At 42.5% G+C, this 18,613-nt stretch carries 17 protein-coding genes; 9 read left to right on the top strand and 8 right to left on the bottom strand.

Going from position 1 to position 18,613, the window contains the following annotated elements; genetic code table 11:
• Positions 1-334: 334 nt before the first annotated feature.
• The 4 genes from ACSAZL_RS06255 to ACSAZL_RS06240 all read left to right on the top strand — a co-directional run bounded on the left by ACSAZL_RS06255 (position 335) and on the right by ACSAZL_RS06240 (position 2,047).
• A complete protein-coding gene (locus tag ACSAZL_RS06255) occupies positions 335-544 on the top strand; it encodes a TOBE domain-containing protein (RefSeq protein ID WP_440947848.1) in 210 nt (69 codons plus the stop codon).
• A gap of 404 nt (positions 545-948) precedes the next feature.
• Positions 949-1,083: a hypothetical protein gene (locus ACSAZL_RS06250; RefSeq protein WP_440947847.1), complete on the top strand. Its 135-nt coding sequence runs from the start codon at positions 949-951 to the stop codon at positions 1,081-1,083.
• A gap of 17 nt (positions 1,084-1,100) precedes the next feature.
• The gene (locus tag ACSAZL_RS06245; RefSeq protein WP_440947846.1) at positions 1,101-1,661 is read left to right on the top strand and encodes a toll/interleukin-1 receptor domain-containing protein; all 561 of its coding nucleotides are present in this window, start codon (positions 1,101-1,103) and stop codon (positions 1,659-1,661) included.
• Positions 1,662-1,690: 29 nt separating this feature from the next.
• Entirely contained in the window at positions 1,691-2,047 is a 357-nt protein-coding gene (locus tag ACSAZL_RS06240) for a hypothetical protein (protein ID WP_440947845.1), read from the top strand.
• Between the two features lie 405 nt (positions 2,048-2,452).
• Here the strand turns inward: ACSAZL_RS06240 and ACSAZL_RS06235 are convergent, their stop codons facing one another.
• Entirely contained in the window at positions 2,453-2,641 is a 189-nt protein-coding gene (locus ACSAZL_RS06235) for a DUF2795 domain-containing protein (protein ID WP_440947844.1), read from the bottom strand.
• 673 nt (positions 2,642-3,314) lie between these two features.
• Between ACSAZL_RS06235 and ACSAZL_RS06230 the strand changes: the two genes are divergently transcribed.
• The gene (locus ACSAZL_RS06230; protein WP_440947843.1) at positions 3,315-3,827 is read left to right on the top strand and encodes a hypothetical protein; all 513 of its coding nucleotides are present in this window, start codon (positions 3,315-3,317) and stop codon (positions 3,825-3,827) included.
• A 991-nt stretch (positions 3,828-4,818) separates the two neighbouring features.
• Complete coding sequence (locus tag ACSAZL_RS06225) at positions 4,819-5,646, top strand: class I SAM-dependent methyltransferase (RefSeq protein ID WP_440947842.1); 828 nt, start codon at positions 4,819-4,821, stop codon at positions 5,644-5,646.
• Between the two features lie 162 nt (positions 5,647-5,808).
• Here the strand turns inward: ACSAZL_RS06225 and ACSAZL_RS06220 are convergent, their stop codons facing one another.
• Both ACSAZL_RS06220 and ACSAZL_RS06215 read right to left on the bottom strand, forming a co-directional pair.
• The gene (locus tag ACSAZL_RS06220; protein WP_440947841.1) at positions 5,809-6,399 is read right to left on the bottom strand and encodes a hypothetical protein; all 591 of its coding nucleotides are present in this window, start codon (positions 6,397-6,399) and stop codon (positions 5,809-5,811) included.
• A 13-nt stretch (positions 6,400-6,412) separates the two neighbouring features.
• Positions 6,413-6,958 (bottom strand): matrixin family metalloprotease, encoded by a 546-nt coding sequence (locus ACSAZL_RS06215; protein WP_440947840.1) that lies wholly within the window; start codon positions 6,956-6,958, stop codon positions 6,413-6,415.
• Positions 6,959-7,415: 457 nt separating this feature from the next.
• On the opposite strand from ACSAZL_RS06215, the gene ACSAZL_RS06210 reads away from it, so the two are divergent.
• Positions 7,416-8,198, top strand: a complete 783-nt coding sequence (locus tag ACSAZL_RS06210; protein WP_440947839.1) for a helix-turn-helix transcriptional regulator — start codon at positions 7,416-7,418, stop codon at positions 8,196-8,198.
• A 441-nt stretch (positions 8,199-8,639) separates the two neighbouring features.
• Here the strand turns inward: ACSAZL_RS06210 and ACSAZL_RS06205 are convergent, their stop codons facing one another.
• The 4 genes from ACSAZL_RS06205 to gatE all read right to left on the bottom strand — a co-directional run bounded on the left by ACSAZL_RS06205 (position 8,640) and on the right by gatE (position 14,716).
• Positions 8,640-9,977: an aminotransferase class III-fold pyridoxal phosphate-dependent enzyme gene (locus tag ACSAZL_RS06205; protein ID WP_440947838.1), complete on the bottom strand. Its 1,338-nt coding sequence runs from the start codon at positions 9,975-9,977 to the stop codon at positions 8,640-8,642.
• 96 nt (positions 9,978-10,073) lie between these two features.
• Positions 10,074-11,552: an aldehyde dehydrogenase family protein gene (locus tag ACSAZL_RS06200; protein ID WP_440947837.1), complete on the bottom strand. Its 1,479-nt coding sequence runs from the start codon at positions 11,550-11,552 to the stop codon at positions 10,074-10,076.
• A 279-nt stretch (positions 11,553-11,831) separates the two neighbouring features.
• Positions 11,832-12,212 (bottom strand): response regulator, encoded by a 381-nt coding sequence (locus ACSAZL_RS06195; protein ID WP_440947836.1) that lies wholly within the window; start codon positions 12,210-12,212, stop codon positions 11,832-11,834.
• 602 nt (positions 12,213-12,814) lie between these two features.
• The gene (gatE, locus tag ACSAZL_RS06190) at positions 12,815-14,716 is read right to left on the bottom strand and encodes a Glu-tRNA(Gln) amidotransferase subunit GatE (RefSeq protein WP_440947835.1); all 1,902 of its coding nucleotides are present in this window, start codon (positions 14,714-14,716) and stop codon (positions 12,815-12,817) included.
• A gap of 506 nt (positions 14,717-15,222) precedes the next feature.
• On the opposite strand from gatE, the gene ACSAZL_RS06185 reads away from it, so the two are divergent.
• Positions 15,223-15,639, top strand: a complete 417-nt coding sequence (locus tag ACSAZL_RS06185; protein WP_440947834.1) for a nuclear transport factor 2 family protein — start codon at positions 15,223-15,225, stop codon at positions 15,637-15,639.
• Between the two features lie 634 nt (positions 15,640-16,273).
• Here the strand turns inward: ACSAZL_RS06185 and ACSAZL_RS06180 are convergent.
• Positions 16,274-16,786 (bottom strand): hypothetical protein, encoded by a 513-nt coding sequence (locus ACSAZL_RS06180; protein WP_440947833.1) that lies wholly within the window; start codon positions 16,784-16,786, stop codon positions 16,274-16,276.
• A gap of 253 nt (positions 16,787-17,039) precedes the next feature.
• Here ACSAZL_RS06180 and ACSAZL_RS06175 point away from each other — a divergent pair, with 253 nt between their 5' ends.
• Positions 17,040-18,467, top strand: coding sequence for a PAS domain-containing sensor histidine kinase (locus ACSAZL_RS06175; RefSeq protein WP_440947832.1), 1,428 nt, complete (start codon positions 17,040-17,042; stop codon positions 18,465-18,467).
• Positions 18,468-18,613: the final 146 nt, after the last annotated feature.

Below are 18,613 nucleotides of genomic sequence, written 5' to 3'. Positions count from 1 at the left end.
CAGTTTGCCATTTTTATCGGATCGCTCACAATTATGCCGATATGTTCTATACTATATTTTCTCATTTTTCAGTACCTTCTTTCTTTGAGGCAACATTTTCCGGTTTTTGAAGCAGGATAGAACCAGATATTTACTTAAGTTTCCTTTTTCAACCTGAGGGGATTTTTTCATAGAGCTTTATTCTTCGCACAGATGGAGGAGATCCAATCCTAAACACGAAAAATGAAGTTTGAAAGTTCAGTAACTAAGTTCAGAAAGCCAGATTCCTATGCTTCTTTAATTCACAAGACCAACCTTTATTGATTAACAAATAAAACCTGAATTGGGGACTGGAATGAAAATAAGCGCACGTAACGTTCTGAAGGGTAAAGTCAAAAGGATAACTCACGGAATGGTTAATTCGGAAATCATAGTCGAACTCCCTGGTGGTGTGGAGATTACTTCCATTATCACAAAAAACTCGGCTGAACATATGGGTTTAAAAGAAGGGAGTGAAATTTACGCCGTAATTAAAGCCACAAGCGTAATGTTAGCCTCTGACTAACCGGCATCTCTGACTGACCGACATGTTCATGGCATGAACAGTTCTGATACTGAATGGTTCTGATACTGAATGGTTCTGATGCTGTGAAATTCCGGCGCTGAATGTTTGTGAGGCTGAATTATTCTGGTGCTGCATAATAGAATGTATTTGGCAGGGCAGGTTATTATCGATCTAAGACAGTTCCCTGGGGACTTATTTTTAACAGGATAAATCTATTTAACTTGGATTCATAACAGGACAAATATAACAGACAAATATAACAGAACAAATATAACAGAACAAATATAACAGAACAAATATAACAGAACAAATATAACAGAACAAATATAACAGAACAAACTACATTGATAATTTTTTCCAAAAGTGATATGTAAGTATTGTTATTGAAAAAGGGGGAGTTAATTTTGGAAAAAGAAGATAGAAAACCATCTTTTCAACCTGAACCGATACCTGAACCGGAACCGCAACCGGTTCCTTCACCCGAACCGATACCCGAACCTGAACCGGAAACTGAACACAAGTCCGAAAAAACAGGATAATACAGAGCAAGTACAGCATGATCACAAAAGTTTACATTTCCCATTGCGAGCAGGACGAACCGCTTGCTCAGGAACTTGCACGGGCTCTGTGGACAGTGGAACTGGAGAGTTTCTCAGCCCTGTACAGGAAAGCTCGGATCCTCTCCCTTGCTGAAAGGATACGTTTCGGTATCCGCCAGTCAGACTGCGTTATCCCGATTCTCACCCAGGAAGGAGTTCTATCCCCTGAGGTGAATCAGGAGATCGGGCTGGCAGTAGGAGCCGATCAGTTAATTATTCCGCTGGTAGAGGCAGGAGTCGAACTGCCGATCCTTATACGCCATCTCCAGCCGATTAATTTCTACTCCGAAGCCTATGAGGATGCTCTGGGAAAACTCATACAGAACATGAGGCACCTTACGAAACTGGACTGGCTGAAGATAAAGTGCCCTTACTGTGGTGAGGAAATGACTCAGTATATCTCTCCTGAAGAAGATGTGGAAAGATCGCTTCTTGCAGGAAAACACCTTGAGACTATCTGCAGCTACTGCCAGAGAATTATTTACCTTGACCCGAGAACCTTCAGGCCCACACCCTGAGTCTTTTATACAGGAAGGAAGGCGAATTCATGGAGAAAAGAATCAAATATGAACCCGGTAAACCAGTGATTGCTCAGTCCAAAATGGGAGAGGTTACGGTAAGTGAATTCGAAGTCGGGGGTATAGAAGGTCTTACTCCTGTAGAAAAGAAACATCTGCTGTTACAGCTTTCCAGAGACAGAGTAAAAGATAGTTCTTCCGGTCCATGGGAAATTGTTGATGTCCTCAGGGAAGAATGGAGAACAGTCAAAGCTACCCTGGTTCAACCCATAGAACTTGAGATAAGAGATACGGGAAAAGACGAACTTTTCAGGGTGTGGTTTGATATCACAAAGCTAGAAAGAGACCTTGAGGCAGCAACCTTAAACAATAACCTGGATCAATAAACTGAAGCAATAAACCAGAGCAATAAATTGGATCAATAAACTCGATCGATAACCTGTATTCGACCTATAAATAGGCCATAATAGTTCATAGTATCTGATAAAGTATCTGATAAATATAGAATAATTGGGCTAATAAGACCGTTTTTAATAAATCTAAAAAATGATTTGAAAAAAGGGAAGCTAAAAGCTTCCTTGTTCTTTTCTTGTATCAGGTGGACGGCTGTGAACTTTTTCCAGGTAGCATTAATGCCGGGAATTTCTTGAATCCGGATCTTTTCTCGATCTGTGCGTCTTGCAGGTTATCCTCTGTGTGGAATTCCCGGACAGTTTAAAGCTCTCTGAAGCTCAATCAATTTTATAATTTAAGCTACCTCCCACCTGAGAGCGGACACACTCTGAGCAAAATTATTTTCCTGAGAATGCCTTGCTGACATCGGCAGCGTTGGTGTACTCCTTCTCTGGAAGTTCTTCAAGAACCTCCAGCACCTTACTGTCGGCTTTGTGCTTTTTAGCGTGTTCTATAAGCTGCTTTTTCTTCGCAGGATAATCCATATTCTTTAAAGCTTTCTGAACTTCGATAGGACTTGTTTGCATAAAATTCCCCCATTATGGTTTATTTTCTTGAAACCTTTGTTGATATGAGCAACCATGATTGCTCTCTGCTAGAAAAGGTTATTTCAGAACGCATACAACCCCACTACCGGCATCGTTTTTAAGCTTTAACAGGATTAATCCTGCTACAGGACAATTGATGCCTACATAATGCATTCTGAACCTTTACTGGATTTATTCTCGTAAATCATCCCATAAATTTTCGAATAAATTCAGTATTTAACTCGGTTTTTTCTATCTAAATATTCGAGTTCAAGGATTCGGGTAGCAATTACTTTTTTCCTTAACGTTGCCCACCCTTCATTCAGTATTATGCAATATATATTATAAAAACGAATTCAACTCAAACGTTTGTTAGAAGATAACTATTCTGGGCTGGTAATTTCTCATTTTTTGCTGGTCTGGATGGCTAGTATTTCTGCAGGTTCTGAATTTCTTGAATAAACCTCATTCAAAATGTCCTGAATTAGCTCCGATTTAAGTTTAAATTCCAATTTAAGTCTAAATTCCAATTTAGGTTTAAATTCCAATTTAAGTTTAAATTCCAATTTAAGTTTAAGATTTGTATGGATTTTGTGGTCTAATCCGAAAAATATGCCTGAAAAGGGTAGAAAAAGCTCTCGAATAAAAGTCCTCGTATAATTGATATACCATCGTGACAATTCTTACAGCCATGAATAGCAGCAAATCCGAAGATTCCGTTTTACCTTCTCACCTTTCTGACCGTGCAGCCCGCGAAAATCGTGAAAGGCCACCAGTCCGGCAGTCCACTTCTACCTATGAATCTTCTACTTTTTCAAGCCCTGCCCTTGACCAGCTCAGGGGACTTTTACCTGACTTTAACAACCGGCTCTCTCCGACGCGAGACCTGGGGCTTTCTCCCTTCGGGCACTCCCGCCTGAGTTCCGAAGCCCGCCCAAGGCTGATTTCCGACTCTGCCCTCGGACTTGTATCCGGCACTCTTCCCGGTCCGCTTTCCGGGCTCAAAACCGAAAACCCTGAAATGCCGGTCGGAAAAGGGCTTGAGATCATGCCTGACCTGCCGGGGAGGACTCTTGCAGGAGATAAGGTAGGCTCGCTCACCCTTGGGGCGGACCTTCCGATTGGGCTTATTGAGAGCAGGCTGCTTACTCTCAGGCCGGTTGAAGAGGAAAAGAAAGAAAAGTGAAAGCAGGAAGAAAAAAATCGTCAGTAACTTCAATTCAGGGGCAGTAATACTGTTCTTCTCTTTTAGTAGTCCGTAATTTCGGAAAAACACGGAATCGAAGACCAGGGCCAGTTTCTCGTGTCTCCCGTGTTTTATCTCTTCATTTGAGCCTGGGCAGAAGATTTTCTTAATTTCCGATTTATCCCTTAATAAAAAATAGCTGTTTTTTAGATTTGCTGCAAAAAATAGGTTAGATAACGAGTTACTTCATAAAATGGGTTACTTCATAGCTACCATTATCCCCAAAAGGCTTACAGCCACTGCAATTACAATTATAAAAATAAGCAAAGCTGAACTATTGTTCTCCACCCGGTCATTGCTCTCATAATTCATACTATTAAATATGCGGCTGTGTTTAAAAAACTTTTGTTAGTTTGCTGAGGCTGAGTCTATGAAAATCACAATCATTAGCCTTTTTCATACCTTTGATGGCCGTAAATTCATCCGTTTACTTATTATATTTATTATAATATTCTAGATGACTATCTATCTTTTTAGAGAATTCCTTGCCATCAATTAGGGGTGACAAAAAAAGATGTGAAAGGATAAAAAGGACATCTGGAACTTAAAATCTGAGATTTTTCAGATCTATAAAGTCTGTATTATGACAATAAATTCAGGTAGGATTTGAAATGTTTTCGAATGAAAATAATAAGTGAACTGGGATTTATTAGAAAAAGGAGTTGTACTTCTTACGCAACCCCGGTTTTATATCCTCTCTTTTTCAACGTCTTTTCGGAAAATCCCGGGCTGAGCAAGGTGACAATAACGGTTCAAGACAGCTATTCCAGCTGCACGGTTTTTATTTTCCCTGATGGAACTTTTTTCATGTTGCCTTTATGCCTTTAAGATTCATGACAGTAAAATATCAGGTAAATCACCACGGATGCCATCAGCTTTTTCATTATTGTCTTCTTATCGATATGCAGGGAACTTTTCGGGGGAGGAAGTTATGAAAGATGAACGGGTTGTGAACGATGACCAGGACGCATATGGTCATGGAATCTATGACTGCTTTATAGGGAAAGGTAGCTTTGAGCTTGTAGAATGCGAATACGGGCACTTATGCGTATCCAACGGCCCCGGTGAGTATCTTTCCGGATACGAAGACTGGCCCTTGCACCAGCAAAAGGCTATGCACTACGTGAAAGGGCGGGTGCTGGATATAGGCTGCGGAGCTGGGAGGCATGCCCTTTACCTTCAGGAAAAAGGGTTCGATGTCCTTGGCATAGATATGTCTCCCCTGGCGGTGGAGGTCTGCAAGCTGAGAGGCCTTAAAAAAGTAAAAGTGATGTCCATAACCGGGGTCGGTTCCGAGTCAGAGGGATTCGGAACTATTCTCATGCTGGGAAACAATTTCGGGCTTTTCGGGAGCTTCGAAAGGGCAAAGCTGCTGCTTAAAAAGTTTCATAGAATTACGGAGAATAACGCAAGGATTATTACCGAGAGCACTGACCCGTACAACTCGACTGATCCTTCTTACCTGCAATATCTGGGGTCCAACAAAAAGAGAGGCAGGATGCCCGGCCAGCTGAAGGTCCGCGTTAAGTACGGGAGCTACGTGACCCCGTGGTTTGATTACCTGTTTGTGTCAAAAGCTGAAATGAAAGAAATAGTGAAAAGCACCGGCTGGGAAATTAAGGAATTTATAGATTCGGAAGATCCGGAAGACTCGGTATATGTAGCAGTTATTGAAAAAGAATCTGAAAATGAGTCTGAGAAGGAATCAGGATTTATAAGCAGGCTTGCCGGCATGAGAAAAAGAAACGACTGTCAATAACTCGCCTTTTCCATAAGGAGTTTTTATTGTTTGAAGGACGGATTGAAAACTGCATGATGACCTGGAAAAGAACTGGGTCACAGGCTGTTAACATTAATCAAACCGATCAATTCCCACCAAACTTCAAAAAAATAAGAAGGACTTTTGTGCCCTTTTTGAATTTTACTTGCTTTCTTGGATAACTTCACGCAACTCTTGCAGAGAGATATTCCGGTACCCTTCCATCACCTTCGGTCTGATCGCGTGATCGTCTACTATTTTGAACTTTCCATGTGCCCAGGATGTCACCCTGAAGTGTTCACCACCAAGCTTCTCGGTAAAGGGGTCTTCCCTAGTCAGGAAAAGAAGAACCTTTTCACCGGGTTCGAATTCTGCTTCGTCCGTAACTATAACCCTATCTTCACCTACCTCACCCCCCATTACTCTCACGGTTATTTCTTCTGAGAGTTGTGGGTTCTTAAGGTATTCTTCAACTCCTATAATGACATCTGTATAGATACGCTCGTCATCGACTATTATCGGCTTTTTACCATTTGCAGTCGTCCATTTTCCTGGGAGTATTTCTTTGACTTCCCCTATAACGATCACATCTGATTTATTTGCCAGATAGGAGTTATTCAGCACGCGAGAATCCCATTGTCCTTCAGAATAAATTGTGACCGGTTCCGCAGCCTTTCCATCCATGAAGGTTAGTATACCTCCCGCTACGAAGAACAGGAACAGTGTGCCAGCTAATATATTTTTAGTATTCATCTTACCCCCACCCTTAATAGATATAGTTGATCCCATTAATATCGTCCTGTGACAATGACCTCACAGACCCATCGTAAATCCAAAGCATAACTGTACCATCAAGATATGTATCTCCCAGCGATAGCCAATGACCAAACTCGTGCAATGCGGTAGTTTGAATATCGTAAGGTGGGTACGACGAGCTAGAAGAAGTGGTCCAGCTTAAAGCACTATTAATATCTGTAACAACCCATTGAATGGAAGAACCGTAAGGTGCTATATCTGAAGTTGCACAAGGTCCGTCACTTCCAAGGTTTGTCCAATCAACCTTAGAAGTAACTTCCCATGAATCGTAGTTGAATGAGAAAGATGATCCAGCGTCACTCCATGTATCTGCTGCATCTCTCACACACTGCTTATAGTCACTTGGAAAATCCGTACTAAATCGCCAGTCAGCTGTTCCAGAAGTCCACTTGCAACCATTGTATTCGTAAGCATTAGCAACTGGTAATAAAGCTGTTAACACGATAAAAATAACTGTTAGCCTGAAAATTTTGCCCAGTTCTTTACTTCTTTTCATTTAATCTCACCTCTATATCTTATTCCCGAGGCAAGATCAAGTAAGCTTTAAATATTCGCAAAGCTATCGTTCCCTTGCCTCAGGGCATGTGAGGTTCAAATTTACTTTGGAGGGTTCGTTTGAACTTCACATTCAAAAATCTCTCTTAATCTTCTCCTATACATTTATTACGGTGATGAATTTTCATCGCTCTGATTAACATTCATTAAATCGGTTCTCTTTTTCATCAAAAACAACGAAATTTTATAGCTCTAATTGATGTCAAGAATTTGACCTACTTTTAGCAAATAATCTGTATATTTTTTCTTCACTAAGCTATAAAATTAACAAAAAAATAGCAACATGCATGCCCCAACAAAAGAAAAGAATATATTACGTCAAAACAATTTGATAAGAAAGTAAGAAAAAATCTGCAGATGCGGCAACAGGAATGAATCATTTCAAAGTTTATAAAGAAATGAGGGATGATGTTCAGGCAATATACAGGTCAAGACTTCTAACAGAGATACTTCTATCATTAAATGAGGGCAGCAGAAAACTTTCCCAGCTGCGTGAAAATACCGGAAGCACGTCTCAGGCAATAATTCCGAAGCTCAGGAAACTCGAAGCAGATCACCTGATAGAAACAAAAGGACGTGAGTATTTCCTGACGCCAACAGGAAAAATTGTGGCTTCAGGAATAGCCGACTCTTTTGGAACAATTGGTACAATCAATAAATTCAGATATTTCTGGTCTACGCATTATATTGAAAGAATCCCTGATCCCCCGCTAAAAGAAATCAGATGTCTTTACGAGTCCGAAGTCCTCAAGGATCGAGGTATTAAAGTCCTTAATGTCTACAACAACCAGTTAAAAATGATTAAAGAGGCAGATCATATATACGGCATATCGTCTGTGGTAACCGAAGGATATGCTGATGCTATCTCTGAAAGAGTGAAAGAAGGAATCCCTGTCGAGCTTATAGTTCCTCTTCACGTTGCAGAAGAATTGAAGCAATCACCTTACGTAGAAAAACTAGCCGCATTGAAAAATTATAAGAATTTTAAATTAATGCTTATGAACGAAGATATTAAAGTCGGGCTCATTGTTACGGATAAACGCCTGGCTTTGAGCCTGTGCAAAAAAAGTGGCATTGAGTACGACATCAGTACAGGTTTGTTCAGTTCTGACCCGAAGGCTATTAAGTGGGGAGAGAGGCTTTTTGGATATTATAATACTCCCTCCATAACTTATCTGTGAATTTATCATTTTTGTCTTTGGTTATCGGTATTTACCGTGATTTATAGATCGCATCTGAAAAAGTGCGCGCACCTCAGTATTTGATTGGCATCTCAGTATTTGGTGAATTTAAAGACTCTTTCTTTTTGTTTTTTTCATTAGCTGACGCCCAATGATCTGAAAAGTCAATTCCAAAAATCGATTTGCAGAAAAAGCTCGCAAATCTTTGATCTTTTATTCTATCTCTATCTTTTATTCTACCTTTTTATCCTACCTCTTTTCCACTTCTTTCCGGAAAGGCCCATGCTGCGCATTGTGTCAATAACCATTTGAGACAGCTATTCCGGTTACAATCCGACTTCACGGGCTTTTTCTACCTGACTGGCTTATCGGGATTTACTTCGAGGGCTTACGGGATTTTTTCGAAAAATCTTAATCTTTTTCTCTTTAACCTTGCCACCCTTACTTTGCTGCTCTTCTCAACGCCTTCTCAAATTTATCAAGCCCGAGGTCGGCTTCTTCATCGGTCATGACGAGGGGAGGGGAAAAGCGGATTACGGAGTCTCCGCAGGGGAGGAGCAGGACTCCTTCTTTAAACGCTTCCCTGATGATCCTGTCTCTTCGGATGGGGTCTATGGATTCGTCGGATTTTACGATTTCTGCACCTATCATCAGGCCGAGGCCGCGCACGTCTCCTATGCAGGGGAAATTTTCCTGTAGTTCCCTCAGACGCTGCCGGATATGCGCTCCCATTTCTCTGACGTGGTTTTCCGTATTTTCCTTTTCCAGAAATTCAAGGGAAGCCAGGGCTGAAGCTGAGGAGAGGAGGTTTCCGCCGAAGGTGTTTGAGTGGACACCGGGAGGCCAGTCCATGAGGGTTCTGTCTGCGAGCATTGCGCCTATGGGGAGGCCTGAGCCAAGGGCTTTTGCAAGGCAGGTAATATCAGCCCTTACCTCAAAGTTTTCCATGGCAAGGAAGGGGCCTGTCCTGAAACAGCCGGTCTGGACTTCATCGGCTACAAGCAGGACATCATTATCCGTGCAGATCCTTTGCACTTCTTTATGGAACTCCTGGGGAGGGACTATGTACCCCCCTTCCCCCTGGATAGGCTCGATGAAAACGGCAGCAGTATCTTCGGGGCTCAGTTCTTTTCGGAAAATAAGGTTTTCAATCTGCTTTGCACATTCGACTCCGCAGGAAGGATATTCAAGATTCAGGGGACAGCGGTAACAGTAAGCGTAGTGGGTGTGCACTGTACGCATGATGGGGAAGTGCTCCCTTTGCCGGACTTTGGAGCAGGTCAGGGAAAGAGCTCCCAGGGTCCGGCCGTGAAAAGCATTATAAAAGGCGATGAAGTTCTGGCGCTTTGTCTTCCACAGGGCAAGTTTCATTGCAGCTTCCACAGCTTCGGTCCCGCTGTTGCAGTAAAAGACTTTTGAGTAGCCTGAAAGCTCCCTTAGTTTTTTGGCAAGCTTTAACGGAGGCTCGGCAAAAAAGTCCCCGTACCCGCAGTGGACCATTTTCTCCAGCTGGGCTGAGATGGCAGCTTTAACCTCGGGGTTTGAGTAACCTGCATTCATGACCGCAATCCCTGCAATGAAATCGATGTACTCTTTTCCGTCTATGTCTTTGACGATGGAACCTTTTGCCCTGTCAACAACAAGCGGATAGGGTCGGGATACGCATGCGGACATTACATTGCAGTCCTGTCCTACGATCTCCCTGGCTTTTGGGCCAACCACATCAAGCAATCCGATTTCCTGTTCGAAAAAGTCAAGTTCTGTTTCCTGTTTCCTCATTGAGTCCTCTGATCTTTCTGTTTTTTCTGAATTTCTCCGTTTTTCAAGCCTTTCCGGTTTAACGTAATCCAGAATACTTCCCCCTCTTCCCACATTTCATTCCGTATCTATCTGGGCTCTTTGCAGCTTGCCGCTGTAGTCTACGTACACGGCTTTTACCTCTGTGAATTCTTTGATTGCTTCTGTTCCCGCTTCCCTGAAACCGTTTCCTGTCCCTTTTACGCCCCCGAAAGGGAGGTGGACTTCAGCCCCTATTGTAGGGGCATTGACGTATGTGATTCCTGCTTCTATCTTTTTAACTGCCCTGAAGGCTTTTCCGACATTTTCAGTGTAAATCGCCGAGGAAAGCCCGTATCTGGTATTATTGGCGACTTCAATTGCTTCTTCAAGCCCTGAAACCGTAATGATGCCGAGCACAGGCCCGAAGATCTCTTCCTGTGCAATCCTCATATCCGGCCTGACATCCGTAAAGATGGTCGGCTCAAAGAAATAGCCAGGAAGCCCGGGATCCATGGTATTTCCTCCGAGCAGGAGAGTTGCACCTTCTTCTTTTCCTATCCTGACGTACCTTTCTATTTTCTCAAGCTGAGCTTTATTGATTACAGGCCCTATGTCCGTTTCAGGCAGAAGCCCGTTTCCTACCCTGAGAAGTTTTGTTTTTGCAAGCAGTCTTGCCGTAAACTCATCCTTTATTTTTTCGTGCAGGATCAGCCTGCTTGTAGCCGTGCAGCGCTGGCCTGTCGTCCCGAAAGCCCCCCAGAGTACGCCTTCAAGGGCAAGTTCAAGGTCCGCATCATCCATGACAATTACCGGGTTTTTGCCTCCCAGCTCCAGCGAGACCCGCTTCATGGTTTTTGCACATTCCTCCATGATCCATTTCCCGGTTTCAAGGCTCCCTGTAAAGGAAATTGCTTTGATCCGGGGATGCCGGACTATGGCTTTTCCGGTGCTTCCTCCGGGTCCGAGCACAATGTTTACCACTCCCGGAGGCAGCCCGGCTTCCATCAGGATTTCGACGAGTTTAATTGCAAGCAGGGGCGTATCGCTTGCAGGCTTGAACACGACTGCATTTCCTGCTACCAGGGCAGGCATGATCTTCCAGCTGGGAATTGCCATAGGAAAGTTCCAGGGGGTTATCATGCCCACAACTCCTATCGGCCTGAGCACGGTCATGCAGAATTTATCTTTGAGTTCAGAGGTCGTCGTCTCCCCAAACATCCGCCTGCCTTCCCCTGCGGCATAAATGGCAATATCTATTGCTTCCTGCACATCTCCCCTTGTTTCGGGCAGCACCTTTCCCATCTCTTCCGTCATGAGTCTGGAAAGGTCTTCCTTCCTTTCCTGTAAAATGCGAGCCGCCCTGAAAAGCACTTCAGCTCTTCTGGGTGCCGGAACTTCGCTCCATACCCTGAACCCCTCTTCTGCCGCCTCAACTGCCCTATCCACATCTTCACTTCCGGCTACCTGTACCGTGGCAAGGTTTTCAAGAGTAGCCGGATTGATGTCATCAAAAGTTTCTCCGGTTGCCGAGTCTCTCGACTCCCCACCTATATGCAATTTATACTCCTGAACCACATAATCCCCCTGAAACAATGAGTATAATACCACTTATATATATCCAGAAAATGGTTTCGGCTGAATAGAAACATTTTCAGGGTCTTCCAATGTTATTTTCCTAACTTTCCTGCAGGAATAGCAGGGAAAGCATGGATGAGTTAAAAATGGGTAGTTAAAAATGGGTAGTTAAAAATGGGTAGTTAAAAATGGGTAGTTAAAAATGGGTAGTTAAAAATGGATAGTTAAAAATGTTAAGTAAAAGTGCTCAAAGATATCCAATCTGTATTTGTAATCTTACTAACCCGAATTATTGTTAGCTATCTGCCAGATCCGCTGTGAAAGTTCGGAGTACTGAGCTTTAGGGTCTCCCCTTTTCTGAATAAAGGAGTCTACGCCGTTTTCGATAGCTTGGCTCTTGATTTCCTCTTTGCCCACTCCCGTAAACAGGATAAATGGGATATCAATTCTCTTATCACGGATAGTTCTCAGAAACGAAATGCCGTCCATATAAGGCATATCATAATCCGAAACTACTACGTCATAGGAGAGTTTGTCTAGCTTCTCAAGAGCCTGTCCTGCGGATTCCACGGTATCAGAATTTATATCATGGAACACCTCTAAAAACGTCTTTGACAGCTCTAAGAATACTGGGTCGTCGTCTACAAGCAATACTTTCATGGGGGTTTTCTCCGCAACGTTATGATTTGCAATATATAAGGAATATCGCGTTCTTCATATATTGTTAAGAAATTTTGCAATTCAGTTGCATTTTTGGTGGTTTCTATATGAGACCAATATATGCTAAGCTAAGGTATAATTTCATACTCATATCCCCCTTTTGCAAGCTCAACCCCGGCAGACAGGAATTAAGTCGTCTGATATCGTATGGTTTTGAAATACCATTAGAGCATACTTCTCAACTGAGTTTTTATGCTATAAGTAAGAAGATCTTTTAGTTAATATAAAAAGTTATCTTACGTAAATAAGTTCTCCTATAAGCTACCTGGATTTTATAACAATTTTATTTGTTTTCTGCAAAGAATATTTTTTTATTTTTAAAAAAATTCTGGAAGATACGAAAGAGTTAAGATAGAAAAAGTAGGAACGAAAAATAAGGTAAAATAACCGAAAAGCAGAACCTGAAGATACTAGAAAAATTGAAATTAAAATCCGGAAGGAAAAGAAAAACAGAAACTGAAGATACTAGAAAAATTGAAAGTAAAATCCGAAAGGAAAATAACAGAAAACCTGAAAAGAAAAAGAAAAAACAGGTCAGGGTTTTATCCCTGATTGATAAAGTTATCTATCTCCTTTTTCAGCATATGGCTCAGGATCTTTCCGTCAACTGTGCCTCTGTACTCCTTCATGACAATGCCCATGAGTGGACCGAGGGCAGCAGGCCCTTTATCTTTGATGAAATCTCCTTTTTCCATAACCATCTGTTTTATGAAGTTTTCGACTTCCTCGGGGTCAAAGGTGTTCAGGCCGAGCTTTGAAATTGCCTGCTGGACTGTCAGTTCAGGCTCTTTTGCAAGGGCGGTCAAAAGGTCCTGAATGGCTTCTTTTGCAATTTCCTGGTTTGAAATGGCTGCAAAAAGACCTTTGAAGTGTTCATCTGTGAGGTTATCCGTCTCAACCCCGTTTCTCCGGATTTCGGGGACGATTCCCACAAGGGTCCTGGCAATAAGGGTTGAGTTAACATTTGCATCCTTCGCATAGGTCTCCAGAAGGATCTCGAAGAGGGGAAGATGCCTTGAGTAAGCCACTTTTTCGGCAAGTTCTTTATTCAGGCCGCTTTCGGAGGCAAACCTTTTTGCCCTTTCGGTCAGAAGTTCCGGACGCTCTATGGAATCAAAATATTCCTGTGAGATTTCTATCTGGGGGACATCGGTTTCAGGGTACATCCTTGCCGCACCCGGGAGGGGGCGCATATAAGCAGTGTTTCCGTCGGGAAGGGCTTTTCGGGTCTCTTCAGGGATTCCCTCAATGACTTCCTTTGCCCTGTTAATTACTGCCTCAATTGCAAGCCTGGCTTTTTCGGGTTCATCTGCAACCATGATGAAAGCATCATCAGGGCCTGCGCCGATCGCGTCCCTCACAGCCTGGACTTCCTTTTCGGTTATCCCATAGTTCGGAAGCTCATCTGTGTGGAAAAGCCCTCCGACACCTGCAGTCTTTGCCCTGTCCGAAAACTCGGTTCCCAGCCTTCTTCCGGGCTGGACTTCCTTGCCCACAAGCCCGTTAAATTTCTTCAGGAGAGCAGCAAGGATTGAACCTTTCTTTACGCCCTTTTGCAGGACTTTGGACTTCGTGTCCATGAAAAGCCCTGTTACATCATAAATTTCCTCGCAAACAAAGGCTTTTCTCTCAAGGAGTTCCTGCCTGATAAAAAGAAGGTTCAACTGCCGTTCAACTTCCCTGCGGACGATGTCTTCTATGAGGTCAAGGGCCTGTACTCCCTTGATTTCAACCCTTGCCCCTCTGGCAATTGAGATGTTTACGTCCTGCCTGATCGTGCCAAGTCCTCTTTTTACCTTTCCTGTAGACCTGAGCACCATCCCTATGTATTCTGCAACCTCCCTGGCGTGCCTTGGGGATTTTATATCAGGCGCGGTTGCAATCTCGACAAGCGGAATCCCTAGCCTGTCCAGGGAATAGACTATCGAGTCTCCTATTTCCTCGATTTTCTGGGCGGCTTCCTCTTCCACGCAGAAGCTGTCAATCCCGCAGCGCCCGTCCGAGGTTTCAATGTACCCGTCGCTTGCCAGAAATGCGGTCCGCTGAAAGCCACTGGTATTTGACCCGTCAACAACGATCTTTCTCATCACGTGCATCTGGTCGACAGGCTTCATGTTGAAAAGCTTGGCAACGCCGAGGGAAATGTCCAGGGCTTCCTTATTGAGTTCACGAGGAGGTTCCTCGTCGTTTTCCACAAGGCAGGTCGAGTCGTAAGCCTTGTAAATGTACTTCCTCCTGATCTTTGTCTGCTCCACCGCAGCCCTGTCCTTTTCTCCCATCTCACTTTCCGTAGCCCTGAGATACCTGAAAAACTCGAAGTCCGAATCCTCGATGTCCCTGATCAGGGTAGGACACCTGCAGAACAGTTTCTCTTTTGAGTCCAGCTGCTGGTGAATTTCAAGCCCGGCTTTCAGCCCAAGTTCACTGTAATCGTATTTTTCCATATTTTCACCCGAATCTAAGCAGGAGGCGCCTTAATCCTTTTCAAATCTCTCTAATTTTTTCCTTTAGTCTTCCCTTTAGTTTTTCTTTAGTTTTCCTTTAGTTTTCCTTTAATTTCCCTTTCAAATCCAGCTCTCTTTGCTCTTCCTTCACTTTTAAGCCCGTCGGCTCGCTATTTCCTCTTCTTTTTAAACCCTCTTTCTGCGCTTGTTTCCTCTCTTAGCTCTTTTAGGTGCTGCATTAGCAGTTATCGGGAATTGTCAATAAGAAACTGAATGTAAAAGGTGCGGTAGAATGTATAAAGGTATCTATTCCGGAAATCCGGAAAAAAGACAGAAAAAGGAATAGCAGAAGGTATTGAACTTTTTCCTTTTGCTTTTTGTGTGTGGAAAAGGAATATCTCACATTTTTTCCCTGCAAACACGGACCGTACAAAACTGTCAAATGTTTTATATACATTCTTTCCAATCTATTTGCCAAACTAATAGATTATCTTGAGGAAGATAGTGTGAAAGCAGATAATGTGACTGAAAAAGCAGTCAAAGCTGTCCTCGACAAATTTGCAGAGAGTTACGCCAGTCGCGACCTGAATAGTGCAATGTCCCTTATTGCGCCAGATGCTGATGTTGTTATTTACGGCACCGGTGCGGACGAGAAGCGGGTAGGTCCGGAAGAGATTAAAGCTCAGTTTGAACGCGATTGGGCTCAAATAGAGGACCCAGCTCTCGAGTACAAATGGATTTCTATCTCAGCAGCCGGTAATGTTGCCTGGGCAGCTATTGATGCCGTTTTCATGGGAAAAATGGATGGACAGAACCTTAAATTCCAGTCAAGGGTCACAGAGGTGCTTGAGAAGCGCAAGGACAGATGGCTCATAGTACAGGGGCATTTTTCTTTCCCGGATCAGAGCCAGTTTTTTGATTAAATGATCCTTTCGGGAAATTAAAACGATATTTAAAATTTAGGTCGTCCCTCTTTACATGGTTGATATTTTTGAAAAAATAAGTCTGACTCAAATTCCTGAATTTTGCCCCGTACAATGTCATTCGCTTTATTGTGTCGTTCTTGTCCCGCTCGACGCAGGAGAGCGGTCTTTCCCAAAAAGACAAAGAAGATATAGAAGAATGAAAACAACAGATTAGCAAGTAAAAGCTGCTGTAGGCGTTTGTGAGTTTAAAAGAAGAAAAAGAGCTAAAACGGTACCAATTTCAGTATCATTTCTCATTCATTTATTCTGCTTTTTTTCTTTTGTGAAGGGCCGCCAGACAAACTGGCGGAGGCGTTTATGTTTACCTGTGAGTTTTAAAGAGATCCCCCAGATCAAGATATAAAATTCGCTTGTTCATTTTTTGCGTTGTAGAAGAGAAAAGTTCAGCCCTGCAAAAAGTAGAATCAAAAAACAAAAGATCTTAGTTTCAGATATAGGAATAATATCAACTGATTAATACAGGACCACCAAAATTTATTATTCTATTTTTTTACCTATTCCGGATCACACTCTCAAACTTCCAAGATACCTCTTTTCATACTTACTCTAATAATCAGATTTACTCTAATAATCAGATCCAGTAATTATGGACGTAAGATTTTGTCTGCTGGATATATGGAGTGGCGTACTTGAGGCAAAATGGTACGATCGCCAGTGTAGCAATAACATTGCCAATGAACCATCCTTCAAATGTCACCAAAAATTCAGTCCACGGGACCATGCCGTCCATGACTAACATTAAGGCACCCCACAAAGCACCGATAAAATTGTTAAGCAGACACCCGAACAAAAGGAATATTCCCATGTCCCTTGTTGTCCTTAGCCTTATGTTGACCCCGAAGTATGCAAAAGCCACCAGGGGTATTAGGACCTGCCAGAGATCGGCAAGTGACCATACAACATTTAATGAAAAGGGCATGTCAGCAAGGATTCCTGCTCCTATCATACAGCCAAGATAGGCAGAAACCCCTCCCCATATTCCATACCAGAGGGCGAAGACGATCATAAAAGCGACTGCAAAATACATAGTGGATACGCCGGGTGCAGGTGAGATAGGAGAGGTTACCACTGCAAATCTTGACAAAAGTGAATTTACCAGTATTAAGAAAAGAAAAATATTCAGGTGGGTTGATACCGACTCTATATCGGGGATTATATCTTCTCCTTTAATTTTATTATAGATTTAATGCATAGCCAATCCTCTAAAAGAGATATCGGTAATGGTATAATTATATATATAACATTCTTATTATATATCATATCTGCGGCAGATCTAAAATAGTTGTATCGGCATTGCAGAGATTCATTATTTTGCGGAAATTGCATTACTGGAAGTTATGGCAATGAAAAGCGATCAAGAGGACATGGACCCGCTCCGACTAAAGGAATGGTTCGCAAAACCATATTCTGTGGCTGTGACAACAATCTTGCTTTTTTTTATAGTCCTTTATCGTGCCTGGTTGTATATTGCAAATTGGCTCGAAAGTGTCCTTGTAAATGGACTCACTCCCGGTGATGTGACTTTTATTAAGACGCTTACATTTATTCTGGTTCTTCTGATTGCCAATATAATATATATGGTTCTCAACAAGCAAGTAGGTCTTTTAAGAACTGTTGAAGTTCAGGAGAAAAAGCTTTACCTGTGTGAACTGAAATTTCAGAATTTTATTGACAATGTGCCAGAGGTTGCAGTCCAGGGCTTTGATCCGGATTATACTGTAATTTACTGGAACACTGCAAGCGAAAAAATGTACGGGTATCCCAAAAATGAAGCCATGGGGAAGAAACTGACCGAGCTTATAGTTCCCTGTGAAAATAAAAATGATTTTTTAAAGATCATTGGTTCCATGCAAAAAGATGGAACTTATGTCAGTGCATCGGAAAATACTTTTTTAACGAAGAAGGGGGAAAAAATCCCTGTATTTTCAAGCTATTCAGCCGTCCAGATACCTGAAGACCAGCTTGAGATATTCTCCATGGAAATAGACCTTACCGAAAGGAAAAGAATGGAGCAAAATCTTCTGGAAGCAAAGGAACTTGCTGAGGCTTCAAACACTGCTAAAAGCAAATTCCTGGCAGGTATGAGCCATGAAATTCGAACGCCTCTTAATGCGATCATTGGCTTTTCCGATCTGCTTATTGAGAACTACGCAGGACCCTTAAATGAAAAACAGATGAAGTATGCAAAAAACATATCCATAAGCGGCAAGCATCTGCTCGGCCTCATCAATGACATACTTGACTTATCAAAAGCAGAAGCCGGAAAAATGGAACTACAGTATGAAGAGATCTCGGTTCCCCTGATAGTCAGGGAGATAACAGAAGTTATGAGGCCGGCTACAGGCAGCAGGGGAATAACTATCAGCACCGACATAGAACATGATGTTGATATAGTAGAGGCGGACTGTGGTAAGTTAAAACAGATACTGTACAACCTCATAGGGAACGCTAGCAAGTTCTCAATTGATGGGGGAAACATTACAGTAAGGGTCAGAATAGTTGAAGAGTTTATTCAATTCGAGGTTGAAGATAGGGGCATAGGGATAAAGGAAGAAGACCTTTCCAAACTTTTTAAACCTTTTTCCCAGATTGAAGGGTCCGATGAAAGGAACACTGAGAAGAAGCATGAAGGCACAGGTCTGGGCTTATCCCTTGTCAGGAAACTTGTTGAACTCCATGGAGGGGATGTCTGGGTCAAAAGTGAGTATGGAAAGTATAGCATCTTCGGTTTCAGCCTTCCACTTCAGCGCTCTGCTGTCAAATGAGCAATTTAGCTTTGATCTCTCTCCATGAAATCATATAAAATCAACTGAAAATTGATATGTAAAAATCCATCAGGCTATTCAGTTCAAATTAATGGAAATTTGTTATTTCAAAGAATTTCTACAAAGCCATAATTCCCTATTTGATG

The organism is Methanosarcina mangrovi (assembly GCF_052057765.1).
Lineage (GTDB): Archaea > Halobacteriota > Methanosarcinia > Methanosarcinales > Methanosarcinaceae > Methanosarcina.
This window is presented reverse-complemented; position numbering and strand designations above follow the sequence as displayed.

Coding starts and splice junctions, on each gene's coding strand:
- ACSAZL_RS06245 (WP_440947846.1), top strand. CDS start 1,101: ATGATCACAAAAGTTTACATTTCCCATTGCGAGCAGGACGAACCGCTT.
- ACSAZL_RS06175 (WP_440947832.1), top strand. CDS start 17,040: ATGGCAATGAAAAGCGATCAAGAGGACATGGACCCGCTCCGACTAAAG.
- gatE (WP_440947835.1), bottom strand. CDS start 14,716: ATGGAAAAATACGATTACAGTGAACTTGGGCTGAAAGCCGGGCTTGAA.
- ACSAZL_RS06195 (WP_440947836.1), bottom strand. CDS start 12,212: ATGAAAGTATTGCTTGTAGACGACGACCCAGTATTCTTAGAGCTGTCA.
- ACSAZL_RS06220 (WP_440947841.1), bottom strand. CDS start 6,399: ATGAATACTAAAAATATATTAGCTGGCACACTGTTCCTGTTCTTCGTA.
- ACSAZL_RS06225 (WP_440947842.1), top strand. CDS start 4,819: ATGAAAGATGAACGGGTTGTGAACGATGACCAGGACGCATATGGTCAT.
- ACSAZL_RS06215 (WP_440947840.1), bottom strand. CDS start 6,958: ATGAAAAGAAGTAAAGAACTGGGCAAAATTTTCAGGCTAACAGTTATT.
- ACSAZL_RS06240 (WP_440947845.1), top strand. CDS start 1,691: ATGGAGAAAAGAATCAAATATGAACCCGGTAAACCAGTGATTGCTCAG.
- ACSAZL_RS06210 (WP_440947839.1), top strand. CDS start 7,416: ATGAGGGATGATGTTCAGGCAATATACAGGTCAAGACTTCTAACAGAG.
- ACSAZL_RS06255 (WP_440947848.1), top strand. CDS start 335: ATGAAAATAAGCGCACGTAACGTTCTGAAGGGTAAAGTCAAAAGGATA.
- ACSAZL_RS06235 (WP_440947844.1), bottom strand. CDS start 2,641: ATGCAAACAAGTCCTATCGAAGTTCAGAAAGCTTTAAAGAATATGGAT.
- ACSAZL_RS06205 (WP_440947838.1), bottom strand. CDS start 9,977: ATGAGGAAACAGGAAACAGAACTTGACTTTTTCGAACAGGAAATCGGA.